Source organism: Haloarcula marismortui ATCC 43049 (assembly GCF_000011085.1).
GTDB lineage: Archaea > Halobacteriota > Halobacteria > Halobacteriales > Haloarculaceae > Haloarcula > Haloarcula marismortui.
Genome location: NC_006396.1, coordinates 874,533 through 892,187, shown reverse-complemented (window position 1 = coordinate 892,187; position 17,655 = coordinate 874,533). Strand labels below are relative to the sequence as shown.

14 protein-coding genes and 2 pseudogenes are annotated in these 17,655 nt (G+C 56.4%); 9 read left to right on the top strand and 7 right to left on the bottom strand.

What is annotated here, in order from left to right; genetic code table 11:
• Window positions 1-20 precede the first annotated feature (20 nt).
• The 3 genes and pseudogenes from tnpC to RR_RS23110 all read left to right on the top strand — a co-directional run bounded on the left by tnpC (window position 21) and on the right by RR_RS23110 (window position 3,857).
• Window positions 21-1,494 (top strand): annotated as a pseudogene (gene tnpC, locus RR_RS08495) (IS66 family transposase).
• A 62-nt stretch (window positions 1,495-1,556) separates the two neighbouring features.
• Window positions 1,557-2,444 (top strand): hypothetical protein, encoded by an 888-nt coding sequence (locus RR_RS22030; protein WP_137440603.1) that lies wholly within the window; start codon window positions 1,557-1,559, stop codon window positions 2,442-2,444.
• A gap of 3 nt (window positions 2,445-2,447) precedes the next feature.
• Window positions 2,448-3,857 carry an oligosaccharide flippase family protein gene (locus tag RR_RS23110; RefSeq protein WP_011223377.1) on the top strand — a complete coding sequence of 470 codons (1,410 nt, stop codon included), beginning with the start codon at window positions 2,448-2,450 and terminating at the stop codon, window positions 3,855-3,857.
• A gap of 420 nt (window positions 3,858-4,277) precedes the next feature.
• On the opposite strand, the gene RR_RS22785 is transcribed toward RR_RS23110, so the two are convergent.
• The 4 genes and pseudogenes from RR_RS22785 to RR_RS08480 form a co-directional block, all read right to left on the bottom strand.
• Entirely contained in the window at window positions 4,278-4,418 is a 141-nt protein-coding gene (locus tag RR_RS22785; RefSeq protein ID WP_011223376.1) for a hypothetical protein, read from the bottom strand.
• Window positions 4,419-4,474: 56 nt separating this feature from the next.
• A pseudogene (locus tag RR_RS23105) lies at window positions 4,475-4,663 on the bottom strand (hypothetical protein); the annotation flags it as partial.
• Between the two features lie 38 nt (window positions 4,664-4,701).
• Window positions 4,702-5,679, bottom strand: a complete 978-nt coding sequence (locus RR_RS08485; protein ID WP_232508558.1) for a GDP-L-fucose synthase family protein — start codon at window positions 5,677-5,679, stop codon at window positions 4,702-4,704.
• Window positions 5,676-6,704, bottom strand: coding sequence for a GDP-mannose 4,6-dehydratase (locus RR_RS08480; protein ID WP_232508557.1), 1,029 nt, complete (start codon window positions 6,702-6,704; stop codon window positions 5,676-5,678). The genes RR_RS08485 and RR_RS08480 overlap by 4 nt, the downstream gene beginning before the upstream one ends.
• A 727-nt stretch (window positions 6,705-7,431) precedes the next feature.
• On the opposite strand from RR_RS08480, the gene RR_RS08475 reads away from it, so the two are divergent.
• The 5 genes from RR_RS08475 (at window position 7,432) to RR_RS08455 (ending at window position 11,160) form a co-directional block, all read left to right on the top strand.
• On the top strand, window positions 7,432-7,644 hold the full coding sequence (locus tag RR_RS08475; RefSeq protein ID WP_011223373.1) for a hypothetical protein: 213 nt from the start codon (window positions 7,432-7,434) through the stop codon (window positions 7,642-7,644).
• 585 nt (window positions 7,645-8,229) lie between these two features.
• Window positions 8,230-8,427, top strand: coding sequence for a hypothetical protein (locus tag RR_RS08470; RefSeq protein ID WP_049938846.1), 198 nt, complete (start codon window positions 8,230-8,232; stop codon window positions 8,425-8,427).
• Window positions 8,428-8,796: 369 nt separating this feature from the next.
• Window positions 8,797-8,997: a hypothetical protein gene (locus RR_RS08465; RefSeq protein ID WP_049938845.1), complete on the top strand. Its 201-nt coding sequence runs from the start codon at window positions 8,797-8,799 to the stop codon at window positions 8,995-8,997.
• Between the two features lie 71 nt (window positions 8,998-9,068).
• Window positions 9,069-9,908, top strand: a complete 840-nt coding sequence (locus tag RR_RS08460) for an inositol monophosphatase family protein (protein ID WP_011223369.1) — start codon at window positions 9,069-9,071, stop codon at window positions 9,906-9,908.
• A gap of 103 nt (window positions 9,909-10,011) precedes the next feature.
• A complete protein-coding gene (locus tag RR_RS08455; protein WP_004961153.1) occupies window positions 10,012-11,160 on the top strand; it encodes a DUF63 family protein in 1,149 nt (382 codons plus the stop codon).
• A 15-nt stretch (window positions 11,161-11,175) separates the two neighbouring features.
• Here the strand turns inward: RR_RS08455 and RR_RS08450 are convergent, their stop codons facing one another.
• The 3 genes from RR_RS08450 to RR_RS08440 all read right to left on the bottom strand — a co-directional run bounded on the left by RR_RS08450 (window position 11,176) and on the right by RR_RS08440 (window position 16,201).
• The gene (locus RR_RS08450) at window positions 11,176-12,885 is read right to left on the bottom strand and encodes a YcaO-like family protein (protein ID WP_011223368.1); all 1,710 of its coding nucleotides are present in this window, start codon (window positions 12,883-12,885) and stop codon (window positions 11,176-11,178) included.
• A 31-nt stretch (window positions 12,886-12,916) separates the two neighbouring features.
• Window positions 12,917-13,735, bottom strand: a complete 819-nt coding sequence (gene tbsP, locus RR_RS08445) for a transcriptional regulator TbsP (RefSeq protein WP_004961158.1) — start codon at window positions 13,733-13,735, stop codon at window positions 12,917-12,919.
• Window positions 13,736-14,113: 378 nt separating this feature from the next.
• Complete coding sequence (locus tag RR_RS08440; protein ID WP_011223367.1) at window positions 14,114-16,201, bottom strand: hypothetical protein; 2,088 nt, start codon at window positions 16,199-16,201, stop codon at window positions 14,114-14,116.
• Window positions 16,202-16,354: 153 nt separating this feature from the next.
• On the opposite strand from RR_RS08440, the gene glyA reads away from it, so the two are divergent.
• On the top strand, window positions 16,355-17,602 hold the full coding sequence (gene glyA, locus RR_RS08435; protein WP_004961161.1) for a serine hydroxymethyltransferase: 1,248 nt from the start codon (window positions 16,355-16,357) through the stop codon (window positions 17,600-17,602).
• Window positions 17,603-17,655: the final 53 nt, after the last annotated feature.

The window sequence follows — 17,655 nt, the reverse complement described above, 5'->3', positions numbered from 1 at the left end:
GACAAAGACAATTGCCAGGGATGGTCTCTCTGAGGGAGACCATCCCGTGTCGTCTGGTTTAGGGAGTGCAGTCGCGTGACTTCCTCAGATGACAGCGTTGAGGTTTCGCGTGAGGAACTCCTTGCGCTGAAAAAGCGTGTTGAGAAGCTTGAACAGGAGAATCAAGACCTCCGCCAAGAAAACAAGCGGCTCAAAGCCAAACTTCGCTGGCATGAAGGACCGCACACTCCTTCCAGTCAGAAACAATCTGACCCTGAGGAGTCGTCCTCGTCGGATGAAGACGAGGACGACGAGGAACCTTGCACTGACGGCGGGACACCGGGTCGAAAGTCCGGCCATGATCCCGAGTGGCGGTCTGCACCCGATCCAGATGAGGAGGTCGAAGTCACGTGTGACTGTTGCCCTGATTGTGGTGAGCAGTTCGACGAGTCGGAGGGCGTCAGCCCGCGACTCGTCGAAGAGATTCCTGATCCGCAGCCTGTGGAAGCTACCCAGTACAACCGTCATTACTACGAGTGCAACTCGTGCGGAACCGAGACGGTGGCATCACATCCCGACTGCCCCGATGAGGGGCAGTTCGGGGTGAATGTCATCGCGCAGGCGGCTCTCTCCCGGTACGATCACCGGCTTCCCTACCGAAAGATAGCTGATCGCTTCAACCAACTTCACGGATTGGACCTTTCGGGCGCGTCTGCGTGGCACGCAACCGAGCGCGCTGCGCGCGCCGGTCGCTGTGAATACGAACGGATCCGCCGCCAGATACAGCAAGCCGACGTTGTCCACATTGACGAAACAGGAATCAAACGAGACGGTGAACAGGCTTGGATATGGACGTTCACTACCGAGGAGCATACGCTGTACGCAGTCAGAGAGAGTCGAGGAAGCGATGTCCCCGCAGAAGTCCTCGGAGAGGACTTCGCGGGAACGGTCGTCTGTGATGGCTGGACAGCGTATCCGGCCTTCAGTAGCGAGCTACAACGATGTTGGGCGCACATTCTTCGGGAAGCTGAAGACGCAGCCGAGAAAGAGGCCGAAGGCGAAGCAATTTACCACGCTCTCAGGCAGTTGTACGTCGCTCTCCAGACCCGACTGGAGAGCGACTTGACAGTACGTGAGCGGGCAGAACTACAGCGTGTAGCACGGAGGGAGCTTGAATCCCTGATTGAGCGGTCAGTGCCCGACGGACCAGTGGCAACACTGCTCGGAAAGATCGAGGGTGGCCTCGACCACTGGCTCACCTTCGTCGGTGAGCCAGCGGTCTCTCCAACGAACAATGCAGCCGAAAACGCCCTCCGTGAGCCTGTGGTTCTCCGGAAAATTATCGGAACTCTCCGCAACGACCGCGGGATGTTCGTTCACGAAACGTTGCTGTCCCTGCTGGCGACGTAGCGCCAGCAGGGACGCAATCCCTACGACGAACTCAAGCGGGTCTCCCGAGATAACGAGATGATTCCACGGGCTCACACCGTGCCGGCAGTTGAATCATCGGGGTAAAGACATACTATGAAACAGAACAAGTTATTAATTAGGGAGTCGTCAGGCACCATGCTGTCAGCATGACTGAGTATAATCTTTCACATGTTAAAAGGGGACTGAGGAACCCTCATCGAGTAGCTCTGGAGATATACAAGCTGTATCAACGAAAAATATTGAAGAATACTGGTGTTCGAATTCTGGATAGAGACTGGGATAATCTTATAATATTAGATGGATGTCGGTACGATATTTTTGCTAAGTCGGATTATCCCGATGGACAGCTTCAAAAAGAAATTTCTAGAGGGTCACAGACTGAAGAATTCCTAAAAAAGAACTTTCCTTCAAAAAAATACCCAGACATAGTCTATATCTCAGCAAACCCAAATATCAAGTACCTTAACTCAAAATTTTTTAAAAGAGTTCGTCTATGGGAGAATCAATGGAATAATGAGTTGAACGTAGTACACCCAGAATCTGTAACTGATTGGGTTATTGAGAATGCAGAAGAGTACGCAAATAAAAGGATGATAGTCCATTATATGCAGCCGCATTATCCATTCATTGGTGATACGGGCCAAGATTTGATGTCATCGCCTGAGATCGCGCATTTGACAGACGGGAATGAATTCTGGAGACAGTACAAGAAGCTATCAGAACAAGATAAAAGTAGATTTCGGGAAGCATACAACGAAAACTTGGCAATAACTATTAATCATGTAGATCGAGCCCTCGGTTCTCTCAAAGGCAAAACAGTAGTTACATCTGATCATGGAAATGAATTTGGGAAGTGGGGAATTTATGGGCACCCTGCTGGAGTATATTCAGATGGTCTTGTTGAAGTCCCTTGGTTAGTCATTAATCAGGAAGGAAACACTCGGAAGCAGATTATAGGTGGAAATGCGACAGATGGACCTGCGAATAATGATGCGTTAGTTGAGGAGCGCTTGAAGTATCTTGGATATAAGTAGTACATGAATATTCAGAAGAGTGTCGTATTTTCTATAACGAGGACATCTTTCACTATTGCGAGAGGTTTCATTTTTATTTATCTGATCACTACCCAACTGTCTGAATCTGCGTACGGCCTTTGGAGCGTGATATTCACGATAATTATTACTACTGTATCAATTGGCGGCTTACATCTTAATGGGTCACTGATCCGATTTATTAATAAGAGTGGAAAAAGAAATCAAGTATTTTCAGATATAATGTTTATTATCTCTGTGATATATGTGATCATATTCATCATTCTTAGTACATCATTAAAATATTTCACTAATCTGGACGTTAATTTCATTATCATAATATTGGCGCTAGTTTTTATAGAACTTTTTATAAAAATCGAATCAACATTTTATCGTGCTACACACAAGGTTGTCTACTATGAATCAGTTCAAATCACGAAACTTCTACTAGATATTGTTGTATTTATTACTGCTATCGAAATGGGCAACGGCATACAAGATGGTTTTTATTCGCTTATAATATCTGGAACACTTGTACTAATCATGTTGACATACAATCTCAACTCTCATATTATTAAGCCTGAATTTTCAAACTTCGATAGGTACCTGAGATATGGCATTCCCATGGTGCCGCGGGAGGCATCAGCTCAAATAATTGCAAATACGGATCGATTTCTACTTCTGTATTATCTGTCGCAGGAAGCGGTTGGGATATATGTAGTATGTTACACACTTTCAGCTATGTTACAACATATAAGTTCAGTACTGAAACCGGTTCTATATCCCTTAGTAGTTGACCTGTGGGATCAAAACGATCAGGAATCTCTTTCTGAGGTTTATACAAAAATATTCCAAGTTCTTTCAATCTTACTTCTGCCAGCTGGAGTCGGATTAGCTTTATTAGCGGACGATATAATCTTACTGACATCAACTCGTTTGATAGCGACACAGTCTGCTAGCCTTGTACCAATTCTTCTTATTGGGTTTATCATTAAGGCACTTCGGGACCCGTTAGAATTCATATTCAATGCACGGCAGGAAAATCAACTATTAGCTATCTATTTAATAACAGGATCAATAATCAACGTAAGCCTGAATATCATACTAATCCCGAGAATCGGATTAGTTGGGGCTGCTTGGGCCACCTCAGCAGCCCACATTGTTATTCTTTTTCTCTTATCATACAAAGTCTTATCATATATCCATCTTGATTTGGATTATAAGATGATCATGTATTCAATATTGTCTTCAGTTGTAATGTTTATTGTAATATCACATATAGAAACCCAAGACCCACTCCTAAATATTATGTTACTACCTATCTTAGGAGGGAGTTGTTATTTCGTTTTATTATATGGCGTATCCCGCGGCCAAGTTAAATCAATGGCCGAAAATTTACGAAATCACACCCAATAATAAACCATGAATTACATATAAGTATATATTTAGCTGACGAATAATAAATTTTACACCTGATAATCAGTTACTTATTTATAATACACATTGAAATCGAGTCGTCACTAGGATGCTCGAAAGTTAAGCAGGATAACACAAGCCGCCCACGACATCTGGGCCCTCTGGTATGGACGATCCTATACCGGCACCTACTATTACAACCATATAAATGGGTGCTGTTCGTTCTGCTGACTTCACAAGATTGCTGGCATCTTTTAATCCAGAACGTCATCGAGCGCAGATTTCTGCGAGTGCGTCAAGGATATATCCACTGCTGGAATGCTTGTTAGTGGCAACGGTAGTCACGCGAGTGAGACAGCATCGTTTAGTCTTAAATTGAGGATTTAAATTTGTCCCACACCAGCATCACAAAGATACATCTCAACGCAAATCCGTAGGCTTCTCGTCAAACACTTCGACGGCCTCGTGCTGATCGTCCAGTGAAAACGACTCCGCGTCCGTACTGACCACGAATCCTTGTGGCACGTAGTGTTTGCCCCCGACGTCTTCGAGCGCAGCCATACCATAGAAGCGCTCATAGGTACCAGAGAACGCTCTATAGTCATCTCCACACCCAGCTCAGTCTGAGCAACGCGGTGGAATGCTTCCCAGAGCCGTTGTCCCTTCCGGACACGCCCTCCAGGAACGAACCACTTCCCCCTTGGCGGGCTCGTTCGTACGCTTCGAGGGGACGATTCCTTCGCCGGCCTTGTCCACAAGGTCGACCAACGCAATCGGCACCGAGCAAACGGTCTCCCAATCGTCATCCGAGATATGACCCGGCCCTCTCAGCCCGTCGGGGTCGTCACGCATCGGCGCGTGGACCGCCAGCAGGATAGTCCGTCCGAACTGCTTCGTACCAGTCGATGGTCCGCCGTAGCCCGTCCTCGAAATCCGTCTGCGCGGTCCAGTCGAAGTACTCCTTGGCTCGACTGGTGTCCAGACGACGACGTGGTTGCCCATCAGGTTTGGAGGTATCCCATTTGATGTCGCCCTCGAAGTCAGTCATGTCCGCAATCCGTTCGATGAGTGCTCGGATGCTGATTTCTGCCCCGCTACCGAGGTTGACGGGGTTGCTCCGGTCGTAGCGTTCGGTCGCATCAAGGATACCACGGGCCGCGTCTTTCACGTAGAGGAACTCGCGTGTCGGTTCACCGGTTCCCCAGGCAGTGATACTATCATCTCCGCGCTCGCGGGCTTCGATGCATTTGCGGATGATAGCTGGGATCACATGAGCGGAGTGGAGATCGAAGTCGTCGCGCGGGCCATAGAGGTTCACCGGCATCAAATAGATACTGTTGAAATCATACTGTTTCCGATAGGCCCGTGACTGTGTGAGCAGTGCCTTCTTTGCGATACCGTAGGGTGCGTTCGTTTCCTCGGGATACCCGTCGAAGAGGTCGTCTTCGCTGAACGGAACCTCCGTGTGATTTGGATACGAGCAGATCGTTCCCAGAATCGTGAACTTGTCGACATCGAACTGACGGGCCATCTCCAGCAACTCGATGCCCATAATGGCGTTGTCATAGAAGTACCGACCGGGGTTCTCGCGGTTAGCGCCGATACCACCGACCGTCGCCGCTAGGTGGACCACGACATCGGCCCCGGACTGGGTAAAGGCTCGACGGATGTCCGTCCGTTCACGCAGGTCATATTCATTGCTTCTGGGAACAAACACGTCGACAGTATCCGACCGGGCTTCCAGTTCCTCCACGAGATGACTGCCAAGGAAACCAGCGCCGCCGGTGACCATGACGGTCTGGCCCTCCCAGTACGAACTCATCGCCAGTCCACCCGTCCGTACCATGACCGTTTGTTGTTCGCGTACCAGTCGATTGTCTGTCTAATTCCCTGACGCCAGGTGACCTGAGGTTCCCAGCCGGTCTTTTCGGTGAGTTTCTCGTGCCCGACGAGGAGCTCTTCAACATCACTATCACCGGGTCGGTACCGGTCATCGTCCTGAACGATTTCAGGATTATCCCAATAGCCGTATTCGCTACCCACTTCAAGAATCGTCTCGGTCCACTCCCGCATCGAGGTGTTCTCACCGTACCCGTAGACGTACTGTTCACCGGGATTGCCACCGAGCGCGACGTGGAGATGTCCTCGAACGCCGTCACTGACGTAACACATGTCCCGTTTTGGCTGAAGATTCCCGAGTTCGACGATGTCGCGTTCGAGCGCTTGCGTAATGATGGTCCCAGTAATGTAGCGTGGATTCTGACGCGGCCCATAGTTATTGAACATCCGCGTCGTAACTGTTGGGAGCCCGTATGCGTCATTATAGTTCATCGTGAGGAAGTCGGCCGCCAATTTGGACGTGGCATAGATACTCGTGGGATTGACCGGCGACCGCTCGCTAAGCATAACACGCCCGTCCTCTTCGAACTCGTGTTTCTCGGCCATCTCCTCTTTGACGTTTCCGTACTCTTCACTTGTACCTGCGGTGTCAAATTTCGTAATATCGAGATCAAGGTCGACAACCGACTGCAACAGATTCAGCGTCCCGGAGACGTTGGTATCTATTGTCTCGTAGGGTCGGTCCCAAGACTCGCCGACGTGGGCCTGTGCTCCAAGGTGGAAAATGAGCGTATCATCGTACTGCTGAAATGTTGAGAGGGCATCATCAACCGAGTGCTTGTCGCGGAGGTCGCCACGATGGACGGTGATATTTTCACGCTGGTGACGGATATTATTCAATTCTCCGCTGGAGGTTGCCCGAACAAACGTATGCACGTTCGCCCCGTACTCAACTAGTGTATCGACGAGATGTGAACCAACGAAGCCGTCAGCACCCGTTACGAACACAGGCCGGTCATCCAATTCTGCTTTCAAATCCATTTTGCTGATCGCAGCTTATCTGGCGTATGATATTTTTCTTTTGATACAGGGTAGAATTGTTATTAATTTGTACTTTGTTCAGTTACACAGGCCCTCAGTACGAACCAGGAAGTGATTTTCAGCACCTCACAAGGTGTCTTTGTCTAACCCTATCCGATGTATGAGTTCATTTACGAAACAGCGGCTGGACCAGCGGTTGATGCTCACTCCATGCCAGCGATGCAACGAAGCTGTCGGAACCGGCGGCAGAAAGCCGCTGACACGACAGCGTTGCCACTGCCAGAGGCATCACCTTTGTTAGTAATTACTGTTCGAACTGGTCGCTCAATGAACGATGTGCTAGGCTTGACCGCTGAACTGAAAGAGCGTTCCATGCTGCGCAGATGATCATACGAATAAATCCTCATAGGGTTACCACCAGTGGCGCCACCGGCCTCCGCGGAGCGTTGCCGGTGTTTGGACATATCTCGGCGATTGTTTCACTCACCCAACCGGTTTATAATACTTTTATTATCTAATCGAGCGGCAGTAGATCTGCATGTAATCTAGTACACTGACCTAGTTTTGACCGAAGATATTTACAGAGACTAAAACAGAAGGACAAAAACGGTCTCACGTACTATTTATACATCTCAATATCATTTCTAATAACTAGTCCCCACTCTATAATATGTGACGACTATAATATCGTTCTATGGCTGTTGAAAGTCCTGATAAGCAGGCCGAGTCGCCCACGACGTCAGGTCCCGCTCGTTTCAGTGAGCGGTACCTGCAGGTTGAGATGCCCGGTGAAGAGGGTCCGGATGGCCAGCAGCACTACCCGTCGCACACAGACGGCTGCTACTACGACCGCGTCGAGAGTTGCTGTACGTTCTGTTACCTCCGCAAGACCTTCGACGCCTTCTAGCGCAGTTTTTAATGGGTCTAGGCGAGAGATATAGTGTCGTGGCTAATCCGCTGACGAGATTCACCATGATAGCGCTCACGAACCCACTCGAAAGCTGAGGAAATATCACTGATACCACGCACGCTCTTGAAGCCGCTGACCAGTTTGGCGACAGTATCGATGGCCCAGAGGCTGGGAGCCGCCAGCCGATGCGATGAACGCACCCAGCACACCTCCCCTGCGGCGTTGACTGCGACTATTCGCGGTTGGTCCAGACGTTATATTCGGGGTAGTCTGCGCTGATGATGTTGGCCCGCTCAATATTGTGGTCCATGGCGACCTGCACCGAGAGCATATTCATCGGATAGCTAATACTTATCCACGTAATCTCATGGATTCCGCTCGGTGGTAAGACGACAACTGGCGCGCCGACGAATTGAGAATTGGTTAAGTAGATATCGGCCACACTGAACTGGCGTTCCCGGTGGTAGCTATGGCCTCGCCGATTGAGACGGTATCGTTCACCACGAGGTCGTACTTGACACCCATGGGCTCGTCGATGACCACCTTGTGTTACATTGGCCCATCGTAGCTCTCGCTGGCGTAGTGGATGTCGCTGTCAAGATTGTCACCCTCAACGTAGTTAACGCCAAGCCCGACGGTACCGGCGCTGGCACCGACGACAGCCTTGTACTCGGTGCTGTCGGTGCTGATGTACAGCGTCTAGAAGATGAGCGGGTTCGTCGTCTCAACGTTCTCGGGCGCCTCAAGTTCGCGATCGAACGTGTGCGTATCGATGAGTGAGTTCTCGAAGTCGCCGACCGATCCGGGACGCTGCTCAAATGGCTCGCCGATGACCCAGAGGTCCCGTCCAGACTGGTCGAACTACGCCAAGAACACATTGAAATAGTGCACGGAATCGCATTGAGTATTATTTGCGGCAGTTGTCTTCCGGTGCATTGACTAGTGTTGCACTGCGCAGCCAAAGGCGCAGACTACCATCAAAAATATATCAACTTCGACGTTCTTGGTGAGTCGAAGCTACCCACGTATCGAAGCCATATATGCATATCTTTGAGATAGTCGTCGGGAGAGATAATCAATATTTGAAATTAGAACGATTTCTGTAACCCAGGCCGTAGCTTTAAATCGTTTCCCATGTTATATTGTAACATGGCTACAGACCAGTCCGAGGGGGCCAGCCTGCGCGTGCCACCGCTGGAGAATACAGCGTTTTTCTCCATTGAGGACGATGACGGCTATGTCCGTATAGAACAGTCACTGGGGAATCAGGTCCTGTACACGCCCAATGAGGCGCGGGACATCGCTGAAGCCATTCTCGACGCTGTTGACGAGGCTGTCGAAGAAGAGTAACCCATCCCAGCCGTCGGCCCTGTTTTGCTGGAAGGCGAGATGGTTTGAACACGGGCGGTCCAGCATCAGATATGACAGATGCAAGCCACCGGGCGGCGGTTGCCGAGCGAGCGGCCCGCGCTGGCGGTGTCGTTGCCCGCGAGCAGTTCCGGGGCGACCTCAGTGTCGATTCGAAGGCCAACAAGAACGACCTCGTTACGGAGACGGACCGCGACGCCCAGCGGCAGGTCGTCGCCACGATTCGAGCAGAGTTCCCTGACGACCGATTTCTCTGTGAGGAAGACCTTTCGACGCGGGCCGGGCCCGAGGCTGACCGCGAGCCTGAAGCGGTCGATAGCGTCCCCGACAGTGGTTCCCTGTGGGTCATCGACCCGATTGACGGGACGGCGAACTACGTCCGTGGGATGCGTCTGTGGGGGACGGCCGTCAGCGCAATTGTCGACGGTGAGCCGGTCGCATCAGTGACCTATCTCCCCTCGTATGGCGACCTCTATGCCGCCGGCCCCGAGAACGTGACGCGAGATGGGACCGAGCTTTCGGTGAGTGGCCGAACCGACCCGGAGACGTTCGCCGTGGCCCCTGTCGGCTGGTGGGACCGTGACGACAGGGCTGAGTTCGGTCGGTTGTGCAGTGCTGTCGGCGACCGCTTCGGCGACATTCGGCGTCTGGGTTCGTTTCAGGCGACGCTGGCACACGTTGCCGACGGGGCGCTCGAAGGGCTCGTTTGCACGCGCCCGATGGCACCCTGGGATACGCTCGCCGGCGTCCATATGGTCCGACAGGCTGGCGGCACGGTCACTGACCTCGATGGCGAGCCCTGGACCCACGACAGCGATTCCGTCGTCGCCTCAAACGGCGAAGCACACGAGGCATTCGTAGCGGCCGGCAACGAGGCACTCAGGGGAGAGTAACCTCACTTTTCGCATCCAAACCTCGCCGCGTCTGGCTCGCGGAATTCCGCTGTGAGCACACGCGACCGGAACGCTAAAACCGCCTGCCACCGGTCACTGGGCCATGGATACGCTCGAGCGAGCCGTTGATGAGTACGGGCCCGGCCAGCTCTGGGTGGGCTCTTTCGTTGCAGTCCTTCTCGTCGCGGTCGGCGCTGTTACGGCCGCTCCACAGGCTGTCTGGGACCGGTTCCTCTGGCAGTACTTCTGGGGGCCAGTGTACGCGGACGCCAAGTCGGCTAGCTGTGCCGAAATGACTGCGTCCGGCCCACAACCGCTGTACGATGGCTGTACGGCGGCCATTCAGGAGGGGCGGCTCATCGCCGAACCAGGATACACTATCGTCTCCGAAATCGGCTATATGCTGATTCTAGTGTACATGCTCGTCGGTGTCTACTTCCTTCTAGAGCGACTGGACATCGCCGAAGACCCGAAGCTCTACTTCGCGTTCGTGCCGTTCATGCTGCTTGGCGGTGCGTTGCGGACCGTCGAAGACGCAACCGACCGCGCAGTCGACGCCGGAGTGTCACCGATCGTCGAGTATCCGCTCAGTTCGCTCATCATCAGTCCCGTGATTTACGGCACGGTATTTCTGCTGACCCTGCTCGTCCTCGTCGTCTGCGTGGACCTCGAACAGCGTGGGGTCGTCGACAGCTACTACCGGACGACCGGCGCTATCGGCGGGGCCTTTGTCGCCGTGACGCTTCTGTATCTCACGTTTGTCGCCCTCACCCGCGAGTACGCCACGCTGTACCCGTCAGTCCTCATCACGACTGTCGCACTCGCGTCGGCACTGGCGTACGGACTGTACCGCCTGTTTGAGTCCTACCGCCCGGTACTGAACGACGGAACTGGCTATATCGGCCTGCTGGTCATCTGGGGCCACGCAATCGACGGTGTTGCGAACGTTCTGTTGGCCGACTGGCTCGACGCACTCAATGTCCCGCTAACGTACTATCCGAAACACCCGGCCAACGAGTTCATCATTACGGCTACCGAGGCACTCCAGCCGGCCGGTCTCTCGGCTGCTATCGGCACATCCTGGCCGTTCTTAGTTGTCAAGCTTGCCGTCGCCTCGCTGGTCGTCTCGTTGTTCAACCAGGAGTTCATCGACGACAGCCCACGGTACGCACTGCTGTTGCTCATCGCCGTTACCGCCGTCGGCCTCGGGCCGGGCTCGCGGGATATGCTGCGGGCGACGTTCGGTATCTGACAGCCACTGGTCCGATTAGGGGAACGGGTGGTGATCCCGGTCAAGTCGCGGTTCGAAGCCGAGGTCGGCCGGCACGGTTTCGGCCCGCTCGCCGAAGAACGACTCACCGAAGAACAGCGGCTGTGCCGACGGACAAACGACTCGAACCGCCTCGAACCCGAGCTGTTCGAGGTCGCGCGTCGTCAACCGCGTCCCGTACGGAGCGAGCCCCGCGTCGGCCGCCCGGTCACACAACGTCTCTAGCTCTGCCTCGCCAGAGAGGTCCACATCAGGGCCAAGCGAGTCCAGCGGGACTGCCGTCTCCGAAGCCGTCAGGTCGGCCGCCTCACCGGGCGACTTGGCGTAGCGCCCGATAGCACCCTGTGCATCCATGGCCGCCTCGGGACCCATACTATCGAGTTCCATCCAGTTCTGGAGCGCCTCCTCCAGCGCGCCGACGGCGGCCGCACCCGGGTTCAGATCCGCGTCGGTCCCGAGCGCGAAGCGCGGCCACTCGTCCTGTGCCAGTGCGACAGTGATGACTGGCACGTCCACGTCCTGTGTCAGTAACAGCGCCGTCACATCGAGGCCCTCAGATGTGGCGCGCCGCCGGAGCGTTTCGTACTGCTCGTGCTCATCGATGGCAACGCGGAGCGGGTCGAACGTCGAGTACCACGACAGCATCGCGGCGTCGCGCTCGATAACCTCGTACAGCCCGGTCAGCAAGGCCTCCGTGACGGTGTTGCCCAGTCCGAGCCCGGTCGTCGTTGCCGGTCTGACAGCGTTCGAGGGCGGCGGATAGTGGACGGTTTCGGCGGGCAGCGACCGCTGCTCGTCGGTCAGCAGATTCTCGGCAGGAACCCAGGGGAGCGCATGCGATTCGTCCCACTCGGCCTCGTCTCTGACGAACGTATCGGGTGTGACGGCAGCCGGTACATCGGCGACTGTTCCGTGCTGTAGATTCCCTTCCCGGTAGACGCCGGCCGCGTACCGCTCGTAGTTCTCGCCCAGCGCTTTCATGAATGCTGTGTCCCAGTCGATGGCAACACCGGCGGCCTTGGCGGCGGCCGACACGTCGCTGAATCCGGCGGTGTCGGCGAGCGTCGACAGGTAGTACGGAGCCGGGAACGATTCGACCTCACCGACCTCCGTGGCGATACCGACCCGGTCGTCGAGGCCCAGTTCCGCCCGCGATAGCGCCTCGCTGTCGGGGGCCGTCTGCCGACCGTCGCCGAGGGAATGGCCCTGTGTCCCGCCACAGTCACAGCCTGGGACAGGCAGGAACCGCCGCTGGGTGTGTGGAAGTTCCGTGACGGTCCCGAGGAGAGCAGCGTCGCCGTCGAGAAACTGGGTCACCAGTCGACCGGCCAGCGCTCCCGCGAATCGTTGCGTGGCTGCTGCCGGGGCTCCTGTGACTTCCTCGGTGTCATCGACCGTCGCCTCGACCCGCGTCCGGAGACAGTCGAAACAGCCCGTCTCAGGTCCGAAGCCGCTAATCGCGGCGTCAGTCACCGGGACACCACCGACGCCGCCCAGTTCGACGGCGACCCACGGAATGGCATCGTCTTTCGCCCGGTCGTTCCACGCCGCAAACCGCTCCGAACCGACGGTATCGACGACGATGGCGAGGTCGCCACTGCTGTCCGCTGGTGTCGACGGCTGTGCTACTGAAACGTCGATATCAGCGAGAAACGCGGCAAGTGCATCAACAGCCGGTCCACGCCCGACGACTTCGACAGTTCGCATGCCGAAGCCCTCGTGGTGAAGGGAGAAAAACCTACGCGGCGAGGATGGATTGGGCGACGGAGGCCAGTTCGTCCGGGTCGGCGTCTTTGAGTCGGTCGTCACCGAGCATCAGGCGGAGTCGCGGGCGACCCACGTCAATCGGGACCTTCTCGGTGTCGATGAGGTTCATGTCTTCGAGTTTCGTCTTCGTCCGCGAGAACGTCGCCTTGCTCGCCAGCCCGACATCCTCGCCCCACTTGCTGATGTCGTACAGGAGTTCGCCGTTTCGGGCAGCCACGAGCAGACTGATGGTGACCTCATCAAGCCCGTCACCATCGCCGCGGGCCGTCGACAGCGAGCTGAGAACGTCGTTGAAGTCCGACGCGGTTTCCGGGCCGATATCGGATTCAAGCGTGCTCTGGACGCGGTTGAGTGGCGGCGTCCGGAGTGAGTACTCGTCGGCGTCCGTCCAAGCTGAGTCGTGGTAGTCGTAGGCGTTGTCCACGAATGCTGCGTCGTCGGTCCCGAGACCGCCGACCGTATCGCTGATCGTGACGAGCGCGTACACCGTGTCAACAGTTACCGCGACCGAGTGGTTCGGCACGTCGTCGAGCAGTCGCATCGTGAGCCGCCCCTCATCGATGAGGTCGGCCGCGGTGCTCGCAACGAGGAAGTCGTCCATGACGTCTTTCAGTGCCCGCTCGTCGGCCAGCAGCCGAACTTCCGGAGCGCCCGAATCTGCGTCTAGTGTCGATACAAGCTCAGAAATGGTCTGCCGCGACGGGTTCACGACGTACACCGGCTCGTCGGTTGCCCCAAACACCGTGGTCAGCATGGACCCGATGTCGTCTTGCAGGAGATTTTCGGTCATTGTCCCTTGCCAGTATATAGTGTACTGCTATATTTAATTTTACCGGCCATACTGTGTTGATTTCGCCAACAATCCGACAACACCCACTAGCGAACAGCGATAAAATATTGGTCAATTATCCTAAGCAGAAGCCGTTCGACCCACGGACTGAACCACCAATGCCGCTCGGTGACGCCGCGTAAATTCGGCCGAATCAGTGGCTGGTATCACTGTTTCCTTCCCGCCAGAAGTTACGACCCGGGTATCGTCTCAAATCTGACCTCCAGTACGAAAGGTTCCCGGAAGATGTCGCATCGCCGCAACGACTCGGTCGGTCGGTTCGGAAACAGACGGCGGCCGCCTCGGCTCCGGCCATAGAGTCTGATAGCTCTCCCTTCCTCAGAAGCCCGTCCGGAGGCGCGCGGCCAGGTCATCGGACCAGTGGAACTCCCCGTCGTAGATGACAGGCAGCGAGGTCTGGCCCAGCGCGTCGGCCAACTCCGTAGCACTGAGCGAGTGGCTCGTCTGTTCGCCGTTCAGCGCGGCGCTGTCGTCGAACGGCAGGCGGTAGCTCTCGCCGGGCCGTTCCGGGGACACGACCGTACACTGCACGTCGAATCCTGTCTCCCCTTCGGAGAGCCAGACGACTGCAGGATGCGCGGGATTGGGAACGATGGAGTAGGTCCCGTCCCCGACAACCGCGTAGTCTTTACACATCATTATCCGCCGGCGAGCGAGTTCCAGCGCTCGCTGGATGCTGAATCCGTTACTGAGCAAGCGCGCGAAGGCGGTCCCGACCAGGGCGGCGTGCTTGTCCAGCACGTCGGTGAGTGTCACTGCGCCGGCGACTGCGCCCTGTTTGACCAGATCAAGCCCTTCATCGTAGGAGCCACAGGCGTTCAGGAAGAACGTTTGCGTTCGGGCTTCCGACAGCGACGACAGTGCCAGATTACCGTCGGGACAGCGCAGTCCCGCCTCGTCGCAGTGCCCGATGAAGTGGACGAACTCCGTCGGCTGCCGGAACACGTCGGCCAGTTCGTTGACCGACAGCAGTTCGCTGACCCGTACGTCCATGGGGAGGTCAGCTGCCCGATATATCTCCGTGACTTCTGTGTGTTCGTCTGCCATCTCCTCGTCGTTGAGGACAACCGCGACCTGTTGGCTGTCGGTGTCACGGTTCTGACTCCGGTAGCGGTTCACGTACGCTTCCGGTGGCGTTTTGCAGGCGTCTATCGGGTTCCCCGGCGCGAGCCACGAGTGCAGTTGGCCCTCGCGCAGGTTCGGCTCGATGACTGGCGGGCGCTCGGCCGATCCGCGACTCAGATACGAATCCGCCAGCGTTCTGTCGAGTAGTTCATCCTGATCAAGCCGTGAGCTGTCTGGCAGGTAGATGAGACTGAGCCGGTCAAGGAGGAAGGGCAGATAGCGGACCCGCTCCGGTTCGGGTGAGACGTACGTCGAGAGTGGCCACTCCGGCAGAATCGAGTTCACGGCCTCGTCGGAGACATCGATGTACCGCTCGAGCCGTCCAGCCGGCGACAGCGACCGAACTGTGTCCGGGTCGAGCGAGAGGGCGGACGTGATACGAGGGCCACTCTCGGCCGGGTCGACGCGTCTGACCAGACAGTCGAGGTAGAACACCTTCCGGAGCAGCGCCGCGACGCCGGTCTGTAGCGACGGCCACGCGTCGAAAGAGCGGTGTACCGACGTGCCGTCGGCCGTCAACAGTGCTGCATCCCGTGACTCGACTACCACTTCGGCCCCGAGATAGTACGCCAGCGGGGCGCTGACGAGCAGTTCCGCCTCGCACTCCGGAACACGGAGCGTGATACCAGTCTCTGGACGGTTCTGTCGCACCGGCTCCGGAATACGGGTTGTCTCGCCGGTCGTGACTATCGGCGGGTGTCCACGGAGTTCCGGATGCGAGCGGGACGGCTGCATCGTGTGATGCGCTCCGCTCAGATGCGTAATCGCCGTTGCGAGCCCTTCGGGCGTCGCGGGGACCTGCAGATGCGGCCGCTCCGTGTTCGTTTCCCAGACGAACCCGACGGTAATGCTCGTCGGCTCTTGGAAACTAAGCACGGTGGTAATACCGGCCGAATGGAGCGACGCCGGGCCGTCGAAGTGGACGTGGATCCGGATGTCGTCGACGACGCCCAGCGGGGATTCCCGGTCGCTATCCGCAGCACGGGCCTGCATCGTCAACAGGTACTCGCCTTCCTGCAGCGTTGTCGGTGAATCAACCGTCCCGCTATCGGCGTCAGTATCAACGCGGGTTACCATGGCATCGACCGCCGGCAGCGCTAACTCGGTGACGGACCCGCGGTAACAATCGTCGACACGCCGTGGTAACTGTTCTCCGTCAGTACTCTCTCGATTGTGTAATTGGTGCACCAGTGCGGTCGGGTCGGCCGTTTCCCCATCCCAGTCCAGCGCTTCACCGCCGTCCCGGCCCACCCGCTCGCCTGCCACCCCCCAGGTGACCATGTGTGCATATGTGGAACGTCATCTGATATATACGTACGGTTGTCAGCACGTCGTCACCGCCCACCACACCCCGGAACCGAACAAGTATTGATAACATTACACGCGCGTGGGTCAAAGGGTAGATTATTGTCGTATCGGTCCTGAATCGGATACATGAGCTACGAAACCGTACGGGAAGCGGACCCGGCAGTTGCAGACGCCCTTGAGGGTGAACGAGGCCGGCAGAACGACACACTGGCGATGATTGCCAGTGAGAACCACGTCAGCGAGGCTGTGATGGAGGCACAGAGCTCCGAACTGACGAACAAGTACGCCGAGGGCTATCCCGGCGAACGCTACTACGGCGGCTGCGAGTACGCCGACGACGTCGAGGAACTCGCTATCGACCGCGCGAAAGAGCTATGGGGCGCGGACCACGTCAACGTCCAGCCACACTCCGGTTCACAGGCCAACATGGGCGTCTATCTCGGCGTCCTCGAACCCGGCGACAAGATCCTCTCGCTTGACCTGACCCACGGCGGCCACCTCTCGCACGGCCACCCGGCGAACTTCGCCGGGCAGGTGTACGAAGTCGAACAGTACAAGGTCGACGAGGAAACCGGCTACGTCGACTACGAGGGGCTCCACGACCACGCAGAGGAGTTCGAACCGGATATCATCGTTTCGGGCTACTCGGCGTACCCCCGAGAGGTCGACTTCGAGCGGATTCAGGAAGCCGCCGATGCGGTCGACGCTTACCACCTTGCGGACATCGCTCACATCACTGGTCTCGTTGCTGCCGGCGTCCACGAGTCGCCGGTCGGCGTCGCCGACTTCGTCACCGGGTCGACGCACAAGACCATCCGCGCCGGCCGCGGTGGCATCATCATGTGCGACGAGGAGTACGCCGACGACATCGACGCTGCCGTCTTCCCCGGCTCGCAGGGCGGCCCGCTGATGCACAACGTCGCCGGCAAGGCTGTCGGCTTCGGTGAGGCGCTTGCTCCCGAGTTCGAGCAATACGCCCAGCAGACTGTCGACAACGCCATTGCGCTCGGCGAACAATTCAAAGAGCACGGCCTCTCGCTGGTCTCCGGCGGCACGGACAACCACCTCGTGCTCATTGACCTCCGGCCGTCCCATCCTGACACCACCGGCAAGGAAGTTGAGGAAGCGCTGGAGGAAGCTGGTATCGTCCTCAACGCCAACACGGTTCCCGGCGAGACCCGCTCGGCGTTCAACCCCTCGGGCATCCGCGCCGGCACGCCCGCGCTCACCACGCGTGGCTTCGACGAGGACGCCTGCCGCGAGGTCGCGGACCTCATCTACAAGGTCGTCGACGCTCCCCACGACGACGATGTCGTCGCGGAAGTCAGCGACCGCGTGGACGAGATGACCGACGAGTACACGCTGTACGAATAACGCCGGAAGCCTGCGGTTCTGCTATCCGCACACTTCGCAACTCACTTTTTACC